General features: G+C 30.2%; 19 protein-coding genes and 2 pseudogenes. 11 read left to right on the top strand and 10 right to left on the bottom strand.

All coding sequences use genetic code 11. The annotated features are described in order from the left end of the window. A partial coding sequence (locus AC0NJG_RS27775) for an HU family DNA-binding protein (RefSeq protein WP_474063674.1) occupies positions 1-149 on the top strand: 149 nt, incomplete at its 5' end. Positions 150-274: 125 nt separating this feature from the next. Here AC0NJG_RS27775 and AC0NJG_RS27780 read toward each other — a convergent pair. The 5 genes from AC0NJG_RS27780 to AC0NJG_RS27800 form a co-directional block, all read right to left on the bottom strand. Next, a complete protein-coding gene (locus AC0NJG_RS27780; RefSeq protein WP_474063671.1) occupies positions 275-853 on the bottom strand; it encodes a GNAT family N-acetyltransferase in 579 nt (192 codons plus the stop codon). Between the two features lie 437 nt (positions 854-1,290). Continuing rightward, positions 1,291-1,608, bottom strand: coding sequence for an LCI fold-containing protein (locus AC0NJG_RS27785; protein WP_016089898.1), 318 nt, complete (start codon positions 1,606-1,608; stop codon positions 1,291-1,293). Between the two features lie 493 nt (positions 1,609-2,101). After that, the gene (locus AC0NJG_RS27790; RefSeq protein WP_474063672.1) at positions 2,102-3,262 is read right to left on the bottom strand and encodes a ribonuclease; all 1,161 of its coding nucleotides are present in this window, start codon (positions 3,260-3,262) and stop codon (positions 2,102-2,104) included. An 834-nt stretch (positions 3,263-4,096) separates the two neighbouring features. Beyond that, complete coding sequence (locus tag AC0NJG_RS27795) at positions 4,097-4,657, bottom strand: hypothetical protein (RefSeq protein WP_474063673.1); 561 nt, start codon at positions 4,655-4,657, stop codon at positions 4,097-4,099. Positions 4,658-5,031: 374 nt separating this feature from the next. Further along, positions 5,032-5,502, bottom strand: a complete 471-nt coding sequence (locus tag AC0NJG_RS27800; RefSeq protein ID WP_141537811.1) for a DUF6773 family protein — start codon at positions 5,500-5,502, stop codon at positions 5,032-5,034. Between the two features lie 637 nt (positions 5,503-6,139). On the opposite strand from AC0NJG_RS27800, the gene AC0NJG_RS27805 reads away from it, so the two are divergent. From AC0NJG_RS27805 to AC0NJG_RS27820, 4 genes and pseudogenes are all read left to right on the top strand, one after another. Continuing rightward, entirely contained in the window at positions 6,140-6,586 is a 447-nt protein-coding gene (locus AC0NJG_RS27805) for a hypothetical protein (protein ID WP_087953771.1), read from the top strand. 416 nt (positions 6,587-7,002) lie between these two features. Beyond that, on the top strand, positions 7,003-7,491 hold the full coding sequence (locus tag AC0NJG_RS27810; protein ID WP_087953770.1) for a hypothetical protein: 489 nt from the start codon (positions 7,003-7,005) through the stop codon (positions 7,489-7,491). An 80-nt stretch (positions 7,492-7,571) separates the two neighbouring features. Continuing rightward, a pseudogene (locus tag AC0NJG_RS27815) lies at positions 7,572-7,664 on the top strand (contact-dependent growth inhibition system immunity protein); the annotation flags it as partial. Between the two features lie 830 nt (positions 7,665-8,494). Further along, on the top strand, positions 8,495-9,388 hold the full coding sequence (locus AC0NJG_RS27820) for a helix-turn-helix domain-containing protein (protein ID WP_087953769.1): 894 nt from the start codon (positions 8,495-8,497) through the stop codon (positions 9,386-9,388). Between the two features lie 323 nt (positions 9,389-9,711). Here the strand turns inward: AC0NJG_RS27820 and AC0NJG_RS27825 are convergent. Together AC0NJG_RS27825 and AC0NJG_RS27830 are read right to left on the bottom strand one after the other, a co-directional pair. Beyond that, positions 9,712-9,834: pseudogene (locus AC0NJG_RS27825) on the bottom strand (TasA family protein); the annotation flags it as partial. A gap of 449 nt (positions 9,835-10,283) precedes the next feature. Continuing rightward, positions 10,284-10,733, bottom strand: a complete 450-nt coding sequence (locus AC0NJG_RS27830) for a hypothetical protein (protein WP_087953783.1) — start codon at positions 10,731-10,733, stop codon at positions 10,284-10,286. 436 nt (positions 10,734-11,169) lie between these two features. Between AC0NJG_RS27830 and AC0NJG_RS27835 the strand changes: the two genes are divergently transcribed. Together AC0NJG_RS27835 and AC0NJG_RS27840 are read left to right on the top strand one after the other, a co-directional pair. Beyond that, complete coding sequence (locus AC0NJG_RS27835) at positions 11,170-11,367, top strand: hypothetical protein (protein WP_087953784.1); 198 nt, start codon at positions 11,170-11,172, stop codon at positions 11,365-11,367. Positions 11,368-11,385: 18 nt separating this feature from the next. Further along, the gene (locus AC0NJG_RS27840) at positions 11,386-11,598 is read left to right on the top strand and encodes a hypothetical protein (protein WP_087953785.1); all 213 of its coding nucleotides are present in this window, start codon (positions 11,386-11,388) and stop codon (positions 11,596-11,598) included. Between the two features lie 78 nt (positions 11,599-11,676). Here the strand turns inward: AC0NJG_RS27840 and AC0NJG_RS27845 are convergent, their stop codons facing one another. Further along, positions 11,677-11,991, bottom strand: a complete 315-nt coding sequence (locus AC0NJG_RS27845; RefSeq protein ID WP_087953786.1) for a hypothetical protein — start codon at positions 11,989-11,991, stop codon at positions 11,677-11,679. A gap of 1,041 nt (positions 11,992-13,032) precedes the next feature. Here AC0NJG_RS27845 and AC0NJG_RS27850 point away from each other — a divergent pair. Beyond that, on the top strand, positions 13,033-13,488 hold the full coding sequence (locus AC0NJG_RS27850; protein ID WP_087953788.1) for a MarR family winged helix-turn-helix transcriptional regulator: 456 nt from the start codon (positions 13,033-13,035) through the stop codon (positions 13,486-13,488). A 178-nt stretch (positions 13,489-13,666) separates the two neighbouring features. Here the strand turns inward: AC0NJG_RS27850 and AC0NJG_RS27855 are convergent, their stop codons facing one another. Next, on the bottom strand, positions 13,667-13,843 hold the full coding sequence (locus AC0NJG_RS27855; protein WP_154214405.1) for a hypothetical protein: 177 nt from the start codon (positions 13,841-13,843) through the stop codon (positions 13,667-13,669). Between the two features lie 84 nt (positions 13,844-13,927). On the opposite strand from AC0NJG_RS27855, the gene AC0NJG_RS27860 reads away from it, so the two are divergent. From AC0NJG_RS27860 to AC0NJG_RS27870, 3 genes are all read left to right on the top strand, one after another. After that, complete coding sequence (locus AC0NJG_RS27860) at positions 13,928-14,701, top strand: hypothetical protein (protein WP_016089876.1); 774 nt, start codon at positions 13,928-13,930, stop codon at positions 14,699-14,701. A 390-nt stretch (positions 14,702-15,091) separates the two neighbouring features. Continuing rightward, complete coding sequence (locus tag AC0NJG_RS27865) at positions 15,092-15,304, top strand: hypothetical protein (RefSeq protein ID WP_016135780.1); 213 nt, start codon at positions 15,092-15,094, stop codon at positions 15,302-15,304. Positions 15,305-16,163: 859 nt separating this feature from the next. Continuing rightward, on the top strand, positions 16,164-16,358 hold the full coding sequence (locus AC0NJG_RS27870; RefSeq protein WP_016135778.1) for a hypothetical protein: 195 nt from the start codon (positions 16,164-16,166) through the stop codon (positions 16,356-16,358). 820 nt (positions 16,359-17,178) lie between these two features. Here AC0NJG_RS27870 and AC0NJG_RS27875 read toward each other — a convergent pair. Then, on the bottom strand, positions 17,179-17,331 hold the full coding sequence (locus AC0NJG_RS27875; protein WP_170959957.1) for a hypothetical protein: 153 nt from the start codon (positions 17,329-17,331) through the stop codon (positions 17,179-17,181). Between the last annotated feature and the right edge of the window lie 139 nt (positions 17,332-17,470).

Here is a 17,470-nt window from a genome sequence, read left to right on the forward strand (position 1 = left end):
TACAGATTCTTGGCTTTGGTACATTTGAAGTACGTGAAAGATCTGCACGTACAGGGCGTAACCCACAAACAGGTGAAGAAATGCAAATCGCAGCTTCAAAAGCACCTGCTTTTAAGGCTGGAAAAGAATTAAAAGAGGCAGTGAAATAATTATGCATATTAAAAAGGTCTTGATATTCATATCAAGACCTTTTTAATATCCTTTTTGTTCATAAATCAAAAAAGTATCATCCAACATATATTAGATGATACCTCCTTATTTATAAACGTAGTATTTATTTATATACAGCTAGTTTTTTTAATAATTGTTCTTTTATAACCGGCCATTCGCTTGCAATAATACTATATACAACTGCATCACGTACATAACCACTTGGCAATTGTCTCTCGTTTCGCAATACACCTTCTTTTACAGCACCAAGCCTTTCAATTGCGCGCTGTGCTTTTTCATTCCGTAATTCCGTTTTTATTTGCACACGTAGCATGTGTAACTCTTCAAAAGCGTATTGCAATAACATATACTTACACTCAGTATTTATACTTGTACGATGTACACTTGGATGATACCACGTTTGCCCAAGTTCAACCGTTTTGTTATCATTTGAAATACTGTACAAACGTGTACTACCTACAATTTCATTCGTTTTTTGATCTACAACAACAAATGGTAAATCCGTTTCCCCTTCAAAACCTTTTATTGCTACTTGAACATACTGCTCCATATCTTGATAGCTATCCATTTTAGCTATTAAATACGTCCATATTTCTTTATTCCCTTCCACAATGTTAAATAAGCTTTCGATATCATTTAGATGCATTAATCGTAACATGGCTCTATCATTTACTATTTCCATAAATTATTCCTCTTTTCAATAGATGCTCCAATAGTTAGCATTTCATAATCGTTTTTTCAAATAATTATGAAATTGGATATAAATTGAATGATTTGCTACAAACTTAAAATCATTAAACATTTTCTCGCCCTTCTTACTATAATTTTCACTTGATTGTATCTATATAAAAAGTTCACCAATTAAGGCGAACTTTTTATGTACTATTGCTGCGAGTTTCGTTCACATCATTCTGTCCGTTATTTGAAAAACAAAGAAGTTTTTCATGATATATAATATGTATCTCTAAGAATAATGTGCTTATACCCAATTTCTTTTTAGGTGTTAAATTTGTTCATTATTGTGTAATTTCTATATAACAAAGAAAAAGCACCCATTACGGATGCTATTCTTTAATTAATACCTTTCTTGGTGTACTTCCTTTATAGGGGTATCTTTGATTATTTCGTTTTTCCCTCGTAGCATCCAATGGACTTATGAGCCCCAGTTCCTTTAAAGTACCAAGTGATTCCTGTTTCTCGATCAGTAAAAGAGTTAGCGAAAATCCCATTTTCATTTATCATTGACATTCTATAGGGAGCATTACTAGTAAGCCTAGGACAACTAGTATGATATTCATACATGTCATAAGATGAAAACTGTGGTGAATCAAGTTTTTTATTAGTATGATCAACTGTAGATGTTGCAGCTGAGGCTCCCATACCCCCTGTTAATACAAAACCAGTTGCTAATGCTCCCACTACTAATTTCTTGAACATAAAAATTCCCCCTTTAATAGTTTTATAACTCACACATTAATTGTAACAAAAATTACATTATTGTAAATATTTATAATATCTAGAAAATTTTGTTTAATTATTGTGAATATTAGGAACTCATTTTCTCAATGCAAGAAAATAAATTCTAATATATATTTAGAATTTCTATTTCTCTCATAGCTACTGCACCCTTACATTTTTAAAATATGACTACGAGCCTAACGTCAGTGGCTATGAGAGAAGTAAAAGTTCCCCCAGTAATTTCCAAATTTTATATCGGGATATTTCCGTACCCCTTTAAATTGACACCCTATTAGTAGGCACAGGTATCAACTTAAATGTACAAGGACATGAAAATGGATACTTTTTAGACAAGAAAGTAGAACCTTCATGATTGTCTTTTGTTACTTATGTAGAATTAAATTTTAGTTGAACTTCACATTTAATTAGGTTTTTCTGAGAACTAAAAAAGAGAGCATGGCTCTCTTTTATACTATTTACTATTTAGTTTTGTTTCAAATTCAGTTAAATGAGTTGAAGCGTTATTAAACTTTTGTTCAGAAATTTTAATGGATTTTCTTGCTTCTTTCATTCTGTCTTCCATTGGAGCTAAACCTCGTATTCCTTCCAATATAGCATTTGCTGCATTTCCTCTATAATTTGCCGCAGCACCAAACTCTTCTCTAAATTTATTTATTTTTTCTTTTAAAACAGAATCATTTATTTTATCGGATGCATTAAAGTTGATATTCTCATTTGACAATTCTCTGTATTTAGTAGATACAAGCTCCATCTGTTCTTGTAAAGTATTTTGGTTTATAGTTGCTGGAGTTTCCCACTCTTTGTTGAAAACTGATTTTACTTCTTGATTCCATATATCATTATACTCTTTTATCATGGAATCAATTTTAGGCTTAATTTCATTTTTGTATGTAACATCATCCGTATTTGAAGAAGTTTGAGGCTGTTCTTGTTTAGTTGTAGTTCCTCCATAATGTTGATCTATATTGAATCGAATTTTATATTTTTGTGTCTTCGCAATTGTTATTTCAGGACTTTGTTTATTTATTTCAAAAGTGAAATCAACCCATTGTATAGATTCTAAATCTTTTGTTCCGTAATCATTAAATACAATTTTATTATCCTGTGTATCATCTATTTTTTTAGTAGGATTTATAAAATTTTGTTTAATAAATGTAGATGGTTCAAATAGTTCGCCCTGATCAGTAGTAGCACGCATCCTATTAAAGCTAAAAGAGAAAGTAGAATTTGTTGTATTTTCAATTGTAAATGCAATTCGGAGGGAACCCACGTCTTTTCCATTTGAAGTCCTTTCTTTATTAGTTAAAGATAGTTGGTTCATATTAACTTTAAGCCCATCAAAGTTATCTTCGAATTTCGCATTATCATAAATTATGAAATGCTCATTATTTGTACCATTAGGACTATATTTATATGGACCTGCATTAATAGTTGTATTTATTTCTTTTACTGGTACATCTTCTTTTGTATCTTTTTTCTGTTTATCATTTGTTTTTTGTGTGTTCTCTTGCTTTAATTTTTCCGCTTTGCTAGCAGTATCATTAGATTCACACGCTGTCATCCCCATAAATAAAGTACTACATGTTAAAGCTACTAATAATTTCTTATTCAAAATTCAATTCCTCCGAATATTCAAATGTAATATTTATTATAACAAATTTAGTTACCTGTATTGCTATTTTTAAAAAGTATCCACTTTGGTGTCTTAGTTTAAAAAAGTACCCATTTTCTTGTCTTGATATGAGGACAAGAAAATGGGTACTAAATGAACTGTATCCGTTAATAATTCAGCATTTTATACTATAAAATTAGTTGCTACTTTCATGTCTTTTTACATTAAAGGAGAACAGAAGCTTTCCTCCGCTTAGACCCTTTAAATTAATGAAGTTTTGAAGACTATTTCAATTACGAATGAAATCAAGAAATACATACAGAATAAGGCTCGTTACCTCTTATTTGCACGCTAATTAAAACATCCTGCGAATAAGGAAGAACAACGTTATACGTTCACTCAATCTCTCATCAGCAGGAACTGGTTTCGCCCTCTCATATATAGGGGGCATTCTGATGACAAATTTCGACGTTTTTTCAAAGAGAATTTATTATGAGAACGCGTTTTTTAAAAAGGGTCGCTGTTACAAATGTGGATAAATATAGAAAATCATCGAAAATGATTGCACTTTGAGTTAACATAGTATTAAGGTAACTTTCTTAAGTATGTATTTAAGGGGTGAATAATTTGAGTTTCACTAATAAGAGACCGTTAATTTTTATAGTCCTACTGTATATTGTATTGATAGCTTTTAACTATGCTAATCATAATCATTTCAATTGGTTTGAAAACCTTATAAAAACACTATTTATAGTAGCGTTTTTTGAAATTATGATGTGGTTATTTTCTTCAAAAAAAACAACCTCTAGAAGATAAGAGGTTGTTTTTTATCAATCACCAAGTTTTTCCGGTCCGTCCTTCTTCTTCATATATACATGTACCTAGATACCAAGCAAGTTGACCAGCTAAACTAACTAAATTACCTTTGACGCCTAATCTAATCATTTTTCTAGCTGCTAATTCATATTCTTTGTTAGTAATATTAGCAATAATAGAACCTAAAAAACCTACTGATAGAAATTCTACATAATTTGCAATAAGTTTTCTTTCTATACAGTTATCTACAGCTTCTGTTTCTTGTTTGAATGGATTTTCATAGCCAGGTGGTGTATTTACACGTTGGATTTCTTGTCTCAATTGTTCTAATTCTTCAGTTTTACCATATTTGTTTTCTATCATATCGATATCAATATCTACTACTCTTCCATGTTTATCTCTAACTGAAGCTTCTTCAACAACAAATTTCAATTGTGCAGCTACTTCTTGTACTATTTTTTCTTCTTCACTATTGATCTCTTGAGCTTTGGAGATTCCAGCGAAAGAAGTTGTAAACAAAGCTAACACGAGAGCCATTGATACAATATTCCTTAACATAGTCTTCATTTTTAACCCCATCCATTTTCCTTATTTATGCTTTTTTACCGTTATTTTCTAGCACAACTCTATCTTAATACATAAATCTATAAAAATATATACCCTACAGAAAGCGGAAAAATAATGAAATTCAACGATTATTACCTTTAAAACCGCGGTTTCAAGATATTTACAATTTTATCATCTGAATATTATGTGTTTTATTTATCAATTAAATTGTGAATACAGATATAATACTAGATATTAGATTTACTGTTTTTAAGAGCACAATTTGGGAGGGCCACATCACTATCAACCTAAGAGAAGCAAGTACACAATAGCAGAAAAATAATGAAAAAAATAATAAAAAAGCTTATCATTAAGTACTATAGGATAAGCTTTTTTGTCTATATGTATTAAATTTTATTTGATCTCTTCCAAGCTATTACTGTAATAAGATATTGAATACCAAATAGGAAAACGAAAAGTATAATGAATTTTGCTATTGCTGCTAACCATCCGCCGAAATCTTCAGGGAAGTAATATTTGTATGTAGTAGCACCTATTGCGACAAAACAAAAAATAAAGGTATTACTCATTTTTTCTTTTAATTTTTCATTTAATTGTTCTTTATTATTAATATCTGTTTCATAAACGCCAGTCAGAATAGATTTAATAAAAAAGAATATCATATAACAAATTATAATGGCTAATGAAGCAATCCATTCTAGGAATGGGCGGTGTAGATATGCTCCCCTTATTACAACATCTATAAAAGCTAAAAGTAGGACAATAATTCCAGATTGCGCCCAAATTTTCATTTCTATTTGTTGAATTCTTTCATCTGAATGTGTACTGAGTGAAAACCATTTTTTTAGTTTTTCCATTTAAGAGTTCCTCCTAAAATAATTTAACATTTTAGCCAAGTAGACTCCTTCCTCAAGGAACGCGAAGTGAGTAGGTGGGAGACTACTTGGCTTTTAACCTAAACTCATATCTAGTGTTTTAGCTATACGAATACAAAATTTTAAAGAAGGGTTAAACTTATTACTTTCAATATGACTACTGGTTTTTCGCGTAGCGTTTACAATATCGGTAAACTCCAGTTGAATTAGACTTTTTTAACTCTTATATTTTTCTCTTTACTTATAGACTTTAAATATGTCTCATTAGTAAATGATAACTTCATACTATAAATCTTATATTCCATATATTAAATTATTAACTACATAAATGCAATATATATTTTACATTAAGACGGATATATATTACCAATCTCTTTATTTTTGTATTTAAAACTATCCTACAAATTTAAGAATAGAAATTTTTTCTGTAGACGCCTTTTTCTTTTAGTTATTTTCGTATCCCCGATGTAACAGCAAGGGATTTATGTATCCGAGTTTTGGTGTACTATATATTAAATATGCATAATTACATAATTATTCTTTATATAACGATATTGAAATTTACATTTTTAACCTGTAAAATACAGGATGTTAAATAAATACCTAAGGAGTTGTTAATATGAAAAAATTTATGGGCATGTTAGCTATGTGTTTTGCACTTACACTAGCATTTTTACCAACTATTTCAAAGGCGGATTCTTCTCCATTACGAAGTGTTAGCATTAGTGCTGTAGGCGATAATAACAAAATGTATAGTGCAAGTTCTTACTTATCTATTCCTGTTCTTAAAGGCGATTACCTTTATGTGAAAGTTAGTGAAGTAGGTACGCCGGATTCATATTCAGAAGCTTTAACTGTTAATGGTATTAGATATGCAGGAAGTTCTTTAGACGAAGTTAGTTCTTATACTGGTCCATTCGGATCTGAAAAAACATTTAGATTACGTATCAAAGATTCGTACATCTTCTCAAACACACCAAATTCAACAAATACTATAGCTTTTGAAGCTAGAGTTCCTTTCTCAATGCAAGTATTATCTAAAAGTATATCGGTTCATGTAGAATAATTTATAACATTATTATTAAATAAAAAATACATCCCTATAAGGATGTATTTTTTATTTAATAGAAACATAATTTGAACTTACCGTTATAGAAAAAGGGGCGCCATTAAAATGGGGAACTTAATATTTTTCAAAGTTACTTGTACTTATCTCCCAAATAATTGTGCAATCTACCCTTTTCATCTACTAAGTTCTTTTACTAAAGAATAGAAACTAAAAAAGAAATAGAAATGAATCTTTTTTATTATTTTGTTCATCTTTTTTCGTTTTAGGAGGGATTTTATCTTTTGGCTTGTTAACAACAATGTGGAGGAACCCTAAGTTAAAAAATCCCTGTAGTTACTGCATACTAGCAACAACCTTTTGAAATATAGGTTACTGCGATGTATAATTATCAAAAAATCTGAGGAGTTATATATATGGCTAATATAAAAATAATAGCTGAGGTTCTGAGTATAGGGTTACAAATTGGTTTATTTTCAAAAACTGAAATAATTGATTGGGCTGATCATACAATTGAAGCATTAGATAGCCCTTCTATTGAAATTATAGAAGTTTCTCTATCTAGTAATGATAAGTTGGTTGACATCGTACCTAAATTAAAAAATGTAAAAGGAACGTATGATAAAAAATTACCCGTAAAAATAATACTGGGACTGTTATGGGATAAATTTATTCTAAATGCAGAAAATGTATTGAAAATAAAACCATTTATATCTAATTTGATACATAATAATTGCTGTGATGGATTCAGTTATGTAGATGAACAGCTATATAATTTTAATGAGGAAATAAATTTAGCCGCAGATAATATATATGGGAATCTAGAAGATATTAGTCAAGAATTAAAAAGCTTTCTATTTCCTTATAAAGACTTTAGTAATTACTTCAGTTTTTGGGAAACTTAGAAAATATTAAATTGATGGTAATAGATCATTCGGAAATGTATTCCTATAAAATAGTAGTTCTATTATTACAGCTACCCTACAAAGATAGTTTATCTGTTCATGAAAAAGAAGAATTCATTACATATAATACCGAAATTTATTTTCCTGCTTTAAACCTCACTCCTATAGAATAGCTAGTACAAATAGTTGAACTCTTAAAAAGAGCTTTAAAAAATAAATAGTGAGACCCATTTTCAACCGCCCTTTACAGGTGATTTTTTACTTTTTCTACTTCACATATACAAAGGCTTCATTTGTCGTAATATAGTATATCCCCCCTTTTCATTCATGATTCTTTACTTCCTTTCTCTCTCTTGCCAATGAATATGGTATATAATTGAGAACCTTCCAAAACTGTTTTTCTTCCACATTAAGATAAAAATTTACTATCAACTAAAGATTCTATTTCTTCACCGTTTCTCCAATACATAACTGGATTAGGTCTTCTGGAGGCTAAAGGGGCCAGGAAAGTAGCAAAGCTAGCGTAAGGTGCTAAATTGGCTCAAGGCACCACAAAAGCTGAACAATTATTTAATATTCCTATACTATACTCTCCACTCTCCAACATACAACAAAATACATCGTAAAATATATTTTACGATGTATTTTAAAAGGGAAATCATCATCAGTTTTCTCACCCATATATTTATGAAGAGCTTTACCATTCACGATAAACTTCTCAAATTTTAAAAAGTTCTTTTAATTGTATACTATACTTTTTAAACATAGATTTACACGTATAACAAAGGGATAATACGGATAAGTTTATACTAAATGAACGTGGTTCAAGTCGGAGGAAGGCACCTTAGGGTGTCTTTTTTTGTACATAATAAAAGCCTCACCATCCTATGGAAACGGTAAGTCCTTTAAAACAAATAATAATTGCAACTATATTAATTTTACATTACATTAAAAGTTAGAGAAAACTCTTATACTAATACTGTGCTAAATAGTAGGTGGAAAAATGGAATTTAATGATTTGGGTATTACTATTAAAGAACTTAGAATTAAAAAAAATATATCACAATCCGAATTATGTCATGGAATATGTTCACAAAGTCAAATTAGCAAGATCGAAAAAGGTGTGATTTATCCATCTAGCATATTGTTATATCAATTATCAGAAAGACTTGGCATTGATCCGAATAATATATTTGCACTAACTCAAAACAAAAGATTAAAATATGTAGAAAATGTAAAATACGTCATAAAAGATTGCTTAAAGCAAAAACAATATAAAGAACTTTATGAAATAGTAAAGAAAGAGAAAAACTTAAATAATTTTCAAACAAACGAAGAGAAACAATTTCTAATATGGCATGAAGCAATTGCTATATTTATGGTGGATAAATCAATAAAAACTGCTTTAGATTTTTTAAATAATGCATTAAAACTGACTTTAACTAATTCTGATTTTTTATCAGAAAGAGAAATAGATATTATGCAAACAATGGCTATATTTTATGCGGAAAATAAAGAATATGAAAAAAGTATTACTATATTAAAAAGATGTTTAACTAATTTTAATAAGTTAGATTTTCCTAGAGATAAAGAAATTAAATTAAAAATCATGTTAAATTTAGCAAAATGTTTAGACTTCACATATCAACATGAAGAGGCAATAAAATACCTTGATAAGGGCATCAAATTAGCAATTAATCTAAATACTTTATACCTATTAGGTGAACTATTCTATTTAAAAGGTCAGTATTTATTAAAGATTAAACAACATAATGTAGCAGATGTTGTTTATAACTGGAAAAAAGCATTATTTATATTTGAACTAACAGAAAAAGAATATTATACAAAAACGCTACCAGATCAACTTATTGAAATACAAAATAAAAAACACTCATAATTTCGTAAAAACTACTTAAAAAGCCCACAGGAAAAGTTCCCATAGGCTTTACATCTATAAACATCTTATTATTTTTTATAAACTTAATTTTTAAACATTATTGCTTAATGTGAATTTTCGAATGAAAGTTTACTTAACGTATTTTTTATTTTGAAATCTGCATCCCTATTAATACTGTATACTTCCTCTCACTTGAACCATATTAGAATTAAGATGGTTCAAGTGAGAGGATGGCACCTTAGGGTGTCTTTTCTTTTTGGATAAAAAAGTCTCATCATTCGTATACTATACGTCTCAAACATATAGTATACAATTTATTACACTTACTTTTCTTCACCGCTTGCTTGCATGGAATTAAAAGTCCAATTTAATTTTAATTCATCTCCTTGAAATACATTTTGGTCTTCACCGCTATCTACAAATGTGAACATTGCATAAAAGGTATCTTATCACCTTTTTTAATTTTTTCAGCCTTATCTTTTGGGATTTTTTTAATTTTAAGAACTTTCTTCTTCCCATCGTACCCTCCCTGTAACAAAGCCTAGAATAGATTGATCAGTTTGCAATGTTAATTCCAAACGATTCGTTCTTTCATCTTTAGACATCTGGGTGCACCCCTTTTCAATTCCAATCATGCCTTTTTCTCCAAGACTTAACAGTATATTAATACTTCGTATTTCTCAGCCAGTTCCGTGTACTTCATACCTTGCGTGTAATCTTCTTGAGCTAACTCGTTTTTTTGCTTCACTTCATATTACCCACCGCTTTCTATACAACTAGGAAGAAATTCGGTTATTTTCCTCTTTGAATAACTTTTTTACAAAGAAAAAAGACCTTGTAAACTACAAAGTCTTTTTTCTTATATATAAACTTACAACTTTTATATTAGTATTAGTTAAATTCCCCCACCAGGCTCTGTATTAGCTGGTGCTCCTCCATGATCTCCATGTGATTCTAACTTGGGTGCAGGTGTATCTCCCTTATTGTAAGCAGGTGCCCCTCCTGTATGTCCATCCGATTCTAACTTCGGTGCAGGGAAATGCCCATGAGTATAAGCTGGTGCTCCTCCATAATCTCCATGAGCTTCTAACTTAGGCGCCGGAGTGTCTCCTACATTAAAAGAAGGTGCTGGATAGTATCCATATCCATAAACTGGTGCTCCCGTATGACCATGAGTATAGAACGGTGCTCCCCCTGTATGTCCATGTGCATATGCAGGCGCTCCTCCACCATCTCCTACTGAAGCCGCTTGAACAACCCCTCCACCATTTCCATGAGTAAAACCAAAAATTCCAAATCCTAAAACAGATAAACCTACGACTGCCGTACTAATTTTCATTTTCATAATCGCTCTCCTCTTTATGTAATTCATGTAAATTGAAATGAACATATTATGGATATCAGTCATGATGAAAATTCGACTCATTTCATTATCATATATTATACTTCTATGTATTTTTTTGTAAAACCTTCTTAAAATCTGAAGAAAATGGTTATTTTTTGTAAACATTTAAATATAGTAACAAATTATTCACTTTACAATTTAAGCTTCGTTGCCTAACCATATTCACCCCTTGCGGTAATCCCTAATTTAATGTTGCAATTCTCTAAATCTCAATGTATTATATTTTTGTATTTTCTCAGTTCCCAAGCCGAGAATACATCATCACTTACGAAAGGACCCTAACTTCATCGGGTTCTTTTTCATTCTTCTTGAAAATCTATTTATCTAAATGTAGAATTATAAATAAGTTCTAACATTTTGAATCGAGGTGAAAATCATGAGAAGTTTTAGCTCATTAATAATCTCTACTGTTTGTTCAATACTTCTTACAATTTGGAATGTCTATTCCTTCTATAACGGCTTCACAACAGGGGGCACATACTACTGGATTAATGGTATCGCAGCTTTTATCTTCCTTTTATTCTTTATCCTCAACATGCGCGATTTTAAAAAGAAAAACTACAGAACTTCATAACAATAGAAGTTGATACATATGTGGGAAAGATTTAAAAACTATAAGTATTCCTCAAAGGAATTACAATTCATGCTTTGGTTATTTGGTATTACTTGTTTTGTACACTCGATTGCTTTCTTTGGCGGACTAGTTTCTTCTGAATTTCTTTGGTTTAAAGGTGTTTGCGCTATTGCAGCACTACTAGCTTTTATGGATGTTAAGCGAAAAATTAATAAGTACAAGATAGCATGATGAAAAGGAGCCATTACAGGTTCCTTTTTTCTATTCAAAATAAAAAAGCAGCTGTTAGGCTACTTAAAGTTTGTCTTATCACCAAATAAAATGATATATATATTCTCCCGTTACACTTTCATCAACTCCAGCAACCCTAGCAAATCTCACCACATCAGCACCCTGAAGGAAATACATTGTTAGCATAACTAGCACCCGTGACCACATAAACCGATAAAGCTCATTTACTCTTTGCTTTGTCGTAACAATTAAATCATTTGCAGGTCCATTAATCCACGCAGAGGTTCTAACTGAAGTAAACGGAAGATCTTTCCCATTCACCACTATTCTCGCCATAATATGTGTTATATCCACATCGATACCCTCATTCCAAGAATTAAATCTGTTTTCCATATTTACATAAGTATTCGATGCTATAAGAAATGTTTAAAATGATTTTTATTAAATAAAAAAACAGCTGATCCGCTACTTTCACTTGTTCCCCCCTTCAAAATCTTTATATTGCTTTGGATATTCATTTTTGAACACATTTTCATTCGATGCCTCATCTGCGTCTGGCCTTGACTGCTTATTATTGTATTCATTCACATCACCATTTCCATTGAACCACTCAGGATTCCTATGAACGTAACGGTAAATAAACTTGATTTAGGGTATCTAGAAAATTAATGTTTTAATTAAGGTTATTTTAAGGAAAATTATCTATTCAAATGCCCATTTTGTTCAGATTCACGTTTAATGTGTAATTGCTATATTACAAAGAAAAAAAGCACCCCCTGCATTCCCATTCCATCGATGTCTTCAAAATTGGCAATTAATTCATACGAAACGATTTCCCACCGTTCAATTTACTTACTTGAATGGCTATCTCTATTCTTGGCCATACTACATTTATGCATCTAGATTGTCAACTTTAGAACGAGCAGTTAACATTTGTTAACTGTTCTTTTGTGATTCATCGTCACATTTTGATGAAATGATCATATATTATCTCGAAGCATAAAACCCTAATTTTCTTTTTAATATCTAACTTTTCCCTTAAAGAGCACTTTTTAAAGGTGCTCTTTTTAGATTAGCTAAAATATCACTTAATATTTCTTCAAAAATATCGCTTAGGCGATGGCCATAACTCATTTACTACAGTCTCTAACCTTTCTCCTTTCTCCTTTTTTGAGAACCAGCCGAGCAGCTAGCTTTTGCTAGCTGCTCTTTTATTTCGTTCCTGCTCTTGCTTCTTAAAGAAATCTGTAACTGCGTCTTCCCAATAAGAACACATATCCATTCCTTTTTTATACAAAATGAAATTTTTATTAAGTTTGCTATTAATAATATATATATTGTTTTCTTTTCTGAATTAGTTTAAAGATAGATAGTTCAACAATGAACTATTTTGTGTTAGTCTAAACTAAAAAAGAAAGAAAGGAACTGAATATAATGAACTTAAAAGATCCTAGTTTCAAACAAGTGGGAGAAGTTGTCCAGTCATTTGTAACAATTAACAAAGAAATTATAAAGTTCACACATCAAAACGCCTCGAGTTTAGGATTAACAGTACAACAAATGGGTATTTTAAATACAATTTATGCAATTCCTAATATCACTCTTAAAGATATTTCAGAACGTCTTTCAATTCCTAAAAGTACAGTGAGTGTAAATGTAGATGATTTAGTTAATCTAGAGTTCATCGAACGAAAACAATCAGATGAAGATCGTAGAGAAATAAAATTAAAAGTAACACCCAAAGGACAAGAGACATCGAAAAAATCTATTGAAAACTCTACTTCCTACAAAGCGATGTCCCTAGCATTACAGCAGCTTCAAGAAGATGATGTTCAAACATTATTGCGTATTCATAAAACTTTATTAACCTCTATAAAGCAATTTCGTTGATTGATGTAAAACATTAATAAAACAAATTCTAATTCTTATTTTTCAAAAAACTGAGCAGTTAGCTTTGCTAGCTGCTTCTTTTATTTATGAAAAAAGGAAATTTCCATTCAAAATTAGATTCAATACTGCATGAAAACTTATTAAATTCTTTAATTCTTTCAAAATTAATCGTATACTCTTAACCCAATTTATTCTCTTGCAAGAAAAAACCTCCCTTACTGAACTCTTCTAGTTCTGAATCCTCTTCATCACTATCTATCCCATAATTATGAAAATGATATTCTTTTACTACATTTTCATCTACACCAACTACAAGCAACACATCATTGCGGTCTATAATTATGAATACTTTCATTCCTCATTTTTTATGACGTCACCCCTCAATTTATGTAAAAATATGTTATAATTCCCCTATGATTTTATAGAAAGGAGCAATTGCATGTCATTAGAATTATTTCAGTTTGTTTTTAGTCAAGTTATTACAGGAATCGGCGTATATTTTACATATAAATCTTATAAGCACGCTAAACAAAAGGCCACACATCGAGATTCAGAAGACACTTTTGAAATAATAGACTATAAGATTTCATCTACCGACAAAAAAATTAAGCAAGTACTAAATTTCATTCCTTCTTTAATTGCTTTATTTTTTTGTGCATTTATAGCTCATTCTCTATATAATAATTTGTCTATTATTCAAAACTCTCCATTAATCTCTTTTAACGAAAGAGAAACTATGCTTTCTATTATTGCACGAGTTATATCTAATGGAGTGCAAACGTTTGGTTTGTTTATTTATGCATTCATCATTTTGTATGCCATACTTTTTATTATTAAGTATTCATTGTTACAAAGGCCTTTTAAATTTATTAGTACACCCATACAAATTCTTTTTTGTATTGCGACAATATTTTTAACTTATAATATAGCCGAGATCTCATTACAAATTGAGTTGGGAAACTTGCTCGCAAGCTCAATAGAGAATAAGCAAGTTACACCACTTAATGATCTATCCTCCATACTATCAACTATGTCTCCCATCTTAATATTGGTACAAATCTTTATTTCTATGTTTTTCTTTGTAGAATTAATGAAAAACTTTCATACAAATCAACAATTCTTAACTTCTGACTTAAAAAAGGATGGATTTAAAATTACCCTAACTTTTATTTTGTTAACATATTTTATAATTTTCCACACCCCATTTAATTAAAAGGGGTGTTATCCTGCTGTTTTTCTATTAAATACATATCTTTTTATACTCATTCTCTTCATATTCAAATCATAGTAAAAACTAATTACATTGAATGCTAGGAAAAATCCTAGTATTTTTTTATTTCTCTCATATCAGTTGGTCCTTTCCATTTCTTCTCACTTTCCCACTTCTTTTTAAGCTTTCCAACATAAGTAAAGATATAATCATACATAATACTAATTTCCTTTTGATTTATACGATACGGTTCCCCTCCGTTCAATCTATTTACTTATGAATGGATCATTTTTTTGAGTTCCAATATGCAATAGTGCATATTTCGTACTTTCAATTTTTACACATGCAATAATTTATTTATAAAAATAAAAAGTATTAGTAAGGATGATTTTAATGAACAAATTCCGAAAGAAGATTATTAAATCGTTACAAACATTTTGGGGAAGCTTAGCATTCGGTATATTAATTTTTGCTATCTTTTTAATTATGGATCTAACAGATACACCTTTAAATACATTAAGCTTGAGAGACTGGATAGGTTCTGCAGTAGGCGCAGCCATTATATCTATAGGGATATTTACTTTAAGTAAATTGGATTTAAAATAAATTTCCCGTCAATACTGTATATAGGCTGTATGCCATAACTCATTCGAAGTAGTTTTCTTTGTATCTCCTTGTATTGAGCAGTTAGCTTTTGCTTGCTGCTCTTTTATTTACGAAAAAAGATGAGATTCTTTATAATAATTCTTCTTTATTTCTCAATATAAAGAGCCTTGGATTTTCGTTAACAATCTTTTACTATATGAACAAGGAGTACTTAAAAGACTTACTCTTTGCTATTGAGGGAAGAGCCTGAGAGCCATATCAGGCTCTTCCTTGTTTATATACGCTGTAACCAAATAACAATTTTATTAAAATTTAATTCACGCCTTATTTTCAATTTCCATATACTTATACGGGCTATAACAAATATGCAATATAGTTCTTGGTCAAAGAGCGCCATACGCTCTAACGGTACCCTTCTTTATTCAAATAATGATTTTGTTAAAAACTTACATAGATATACTTTTCGTTATATAATTAAATTATCAATATATTAGGAGTGTTAGTTATGACAGAAACAATTATGATTTTGTTATATATATGTTTCATAATGATTGCAGTTTTAAGCTTGATAAAAGAATTTCGAAAACCACAAAAAAACCAGTTCTTGATTTTAGTTGATTCTCTAATTTTGCTAGGAGCTTTATTCCTAGTAAGTAGTATTTTCATCTAAATTACATCACGAGAACTCCATTAAGGAGCAAAGCAGCCTAGCGCAAGCTGACTGCTTTTTTTATTAAATTAACTATTTTTTTTGAATTTCTCAATTCACAAAGTACTAACTTTATAAAATGAGTTCATACATATTTATTGAATACATTTTAAATTCTTAAAGCATCAAATAATTTAGGAGTTGATAAATATGTCAAGTCAACCGCTAGTTATAACCCTTCCTCCTATTTCAAAAACCAAAATTACATTCTATTCTTCTTCCGGCCAAGTAATTAACCACACTTTTTTAACAAATGAAACTTTAGAACCTATCATAACGTTTGCATATTGTCCTGTAGACTTTGAAAGACTTGAAACTAAAAGAATGCCCGTCCTTATAAAATAATTTTTCATTCTCATTTACGAATAATCTTTTTTACTTTACACATACTATCTGCAAGTCAGCTTCCCAGAGCCACTCTCTTTCAAATCGGAGCTCTTTACTCCGTTTCGTTTGGTGCATGGCAGATAACTTAGTCAATTACCTGCCTTTTTTACGTATAAGCATAAATTTTTTGTACAACAAGCAGTTAGCTAATTGCATTGTTGTGCTGAATGAATTTTTAATTTAGTTTTCTTTCCTGCATAATATTTCGATAGTTGTTTAAACTATAGTTGTAACTTTTTGTTACAACATATATCTGTATCCAGTGCAACTTCTAAAATTGTACAACTGAGCAGTTAGCTACATAGGCTAGCTGCTTTGTTGTGCAAAATGATTTTTTAACTTGTCACCATTTAATTAAACGAGCATATATATTATTAACATAGTTTTCTTTCACTAATAGGGTTTCCTTTTTAAAAGCACTTGTGTATAGTGTTCTTTTTTGTGCGAAAAACTTTTCTCAACAACTATCGTGTAGAATACCAACTTCATTTTTGGTAATATATAGAAAATCCCTATTATGCTTAGTTTTTATAAAAGGACCCACCCCCTCCAATGTGGGTTCTTTTAAATTTTTTCTACAAAATAACGTTTTTGTTTAAAATAATGCTCCCATTAATTTGGACACATTTTCCACTATTTTTACCAAAAAATTCATGATATGGTTAATTAGTCGAGTACGTCATTGCTTGACACTTACCCTTAGAAGCCCCGTAGAAAAACGGGGTTTCTTTTATTCAAATCACTATTTTATTGAATTTTCCAAATTATATTCCGCATATCATGCGCTAGGATGCTCCACGATATTATACAGTACTCCATCGTTTTTAAATCCCCCAATTGCATACCACCAATGATCAACTGTAACAACTTTAACTGTTTCTTTAATCCTTACCGTTTCACCATCCTCAAAAAAATGTGTTCTATATCCCATTTTCGCAAATCTTTTTTATCATAAAATTCAAACAATCAGTTTAATCTTTGAACAAGTTAGTGTATTAATGCTAAAGGTGAATTATTGAACTACCCCCACTTTCACTTCGTTTAGAAGTGAGGGATTCCTAAGTAAAGAG

The organism is Bacillus sp. SSR7 (genome assembly GCF_055902415.1).

Bases quoted from the DNA above. Each gene is read 5' to 3' on its own strand.
- AC0NJG_RS27785 (WP_016089898.1), bottom strand. From the start codon at position 1,608: ATGTTCAAGAAATTAGTAGTGGGAGCATTAGCAACTGGTTTTGTATTA.
- AC0NJG_RS27840 (WP_087953785.1), top strand. From the start codon at position 11,386: ATGTGGGAAAGATTTAAAAACTATAAGTATTCCTCAAAGGAATTACAA.
- AC0NJG_RS27855 (WP_154214405.1), bottom strand. From the start codon at position 13,843: ATGAAAGTATTCATAATTATAGACCGCAATGATGTGTTGCTTGTAGTT.
- AC0NJG_RS27835 (WP_087953784.1), top strand. From the start codon at position 11,170: ATGAGAAGTTTTAGCTCATTAATAATCTCTACTGTTTGTTCAATACTT.
- AC0NJG_RS27800 (WP_141537811.1), bottom strand. From the start codon at position 5,502: ATGGAAAAACTAAAAAAATGGTTTTCACTCAGTACACATTCAGATGAA.
- AC0NJG_RS27875 (WP_170959957.1), bottom strand. From the start codon at position 17,331: ATGGGATATAGAACACATTTTTTTGAGGATGGTGAAACGGTAAGGATT.
- AC0NJG_RS27850 (WP_087953788.1), top strand. From the start codon at position 13,033: ATGAACTTAAAAGATCCTAGTTTCAAACAAGTGGGAGAAGTTGTCCAG.
- AC0NJG_RS27865 (WP_016135780.1), top strand. From the start codon at position 15,092: ATGAACAAATTCCGAAAGAAGATTATTAAATCGTTACAAACATTTTGG.
- AC0NJG_RS27810 (WP_087953770.1), top strand. From the start codon at position 7,003: ATGGCTAATATAAAAATAATAGCTGAGGTTCTGAGTATAGGGTTACAA.
- AC0NJG_RS27870 (WP_016135778.1), top strand. From the start codon at position 16,164: ATGTCAAGTCAACCGCTAGTTATAACCCTTCCTCCTATTTCAAAAACC.
- AC0NJG_RS27820 (WP_087953769.1), top strand. From the start codon at position 8,495: ATGGAATTTAATGATTTGGGTATTACTATTAAAGAACTTAGAATTAAA.
- AC0NJG_RS27805 (WP_087953771.1), top strand. From the start codon at position 6,140: ATGAAAAAATTTATGGGCATGTTAGCTATGTGTTTTGCACTTACACTA.
- AC0NJG_RS27795 (WP_474063673.1), bottom strand. From the start codon at position 4,657: ATGGGGTTAAAAATGAAGACTATGTTAAGGAATATTGTATCAATGGCT.
- AC0NJG_RS27830 (WP_087953783.1), bottom strand. From the start codon at position 10,733: ATGAAAATGAAAATTAGTACGGCAGTCGTAGGTTTATCTGTTTTAGGA.
- AC0NJG_RS27780 (WP_474063671.1), bottom strand. From the start codon at position 853: ATGGAAATAGTAAATGATAGAGCCATGTTACGATTAATGCATCTAAAT.
- AC0NJG_RS27845 (WP_087953786.1), bottom strand. From the start codon at position 11,991: ATGGAAAACAGATTTAATTCTTGGAATGAGGGTATCGATGTGGATATA.
- AC0NJG_RS27860 (WP_016089876.1), top strand. From the start codon at position 13,928: ATGTCATTAGAATTATTTCAGTTTGTTTTTAGTCAAGTTATTACAGGA.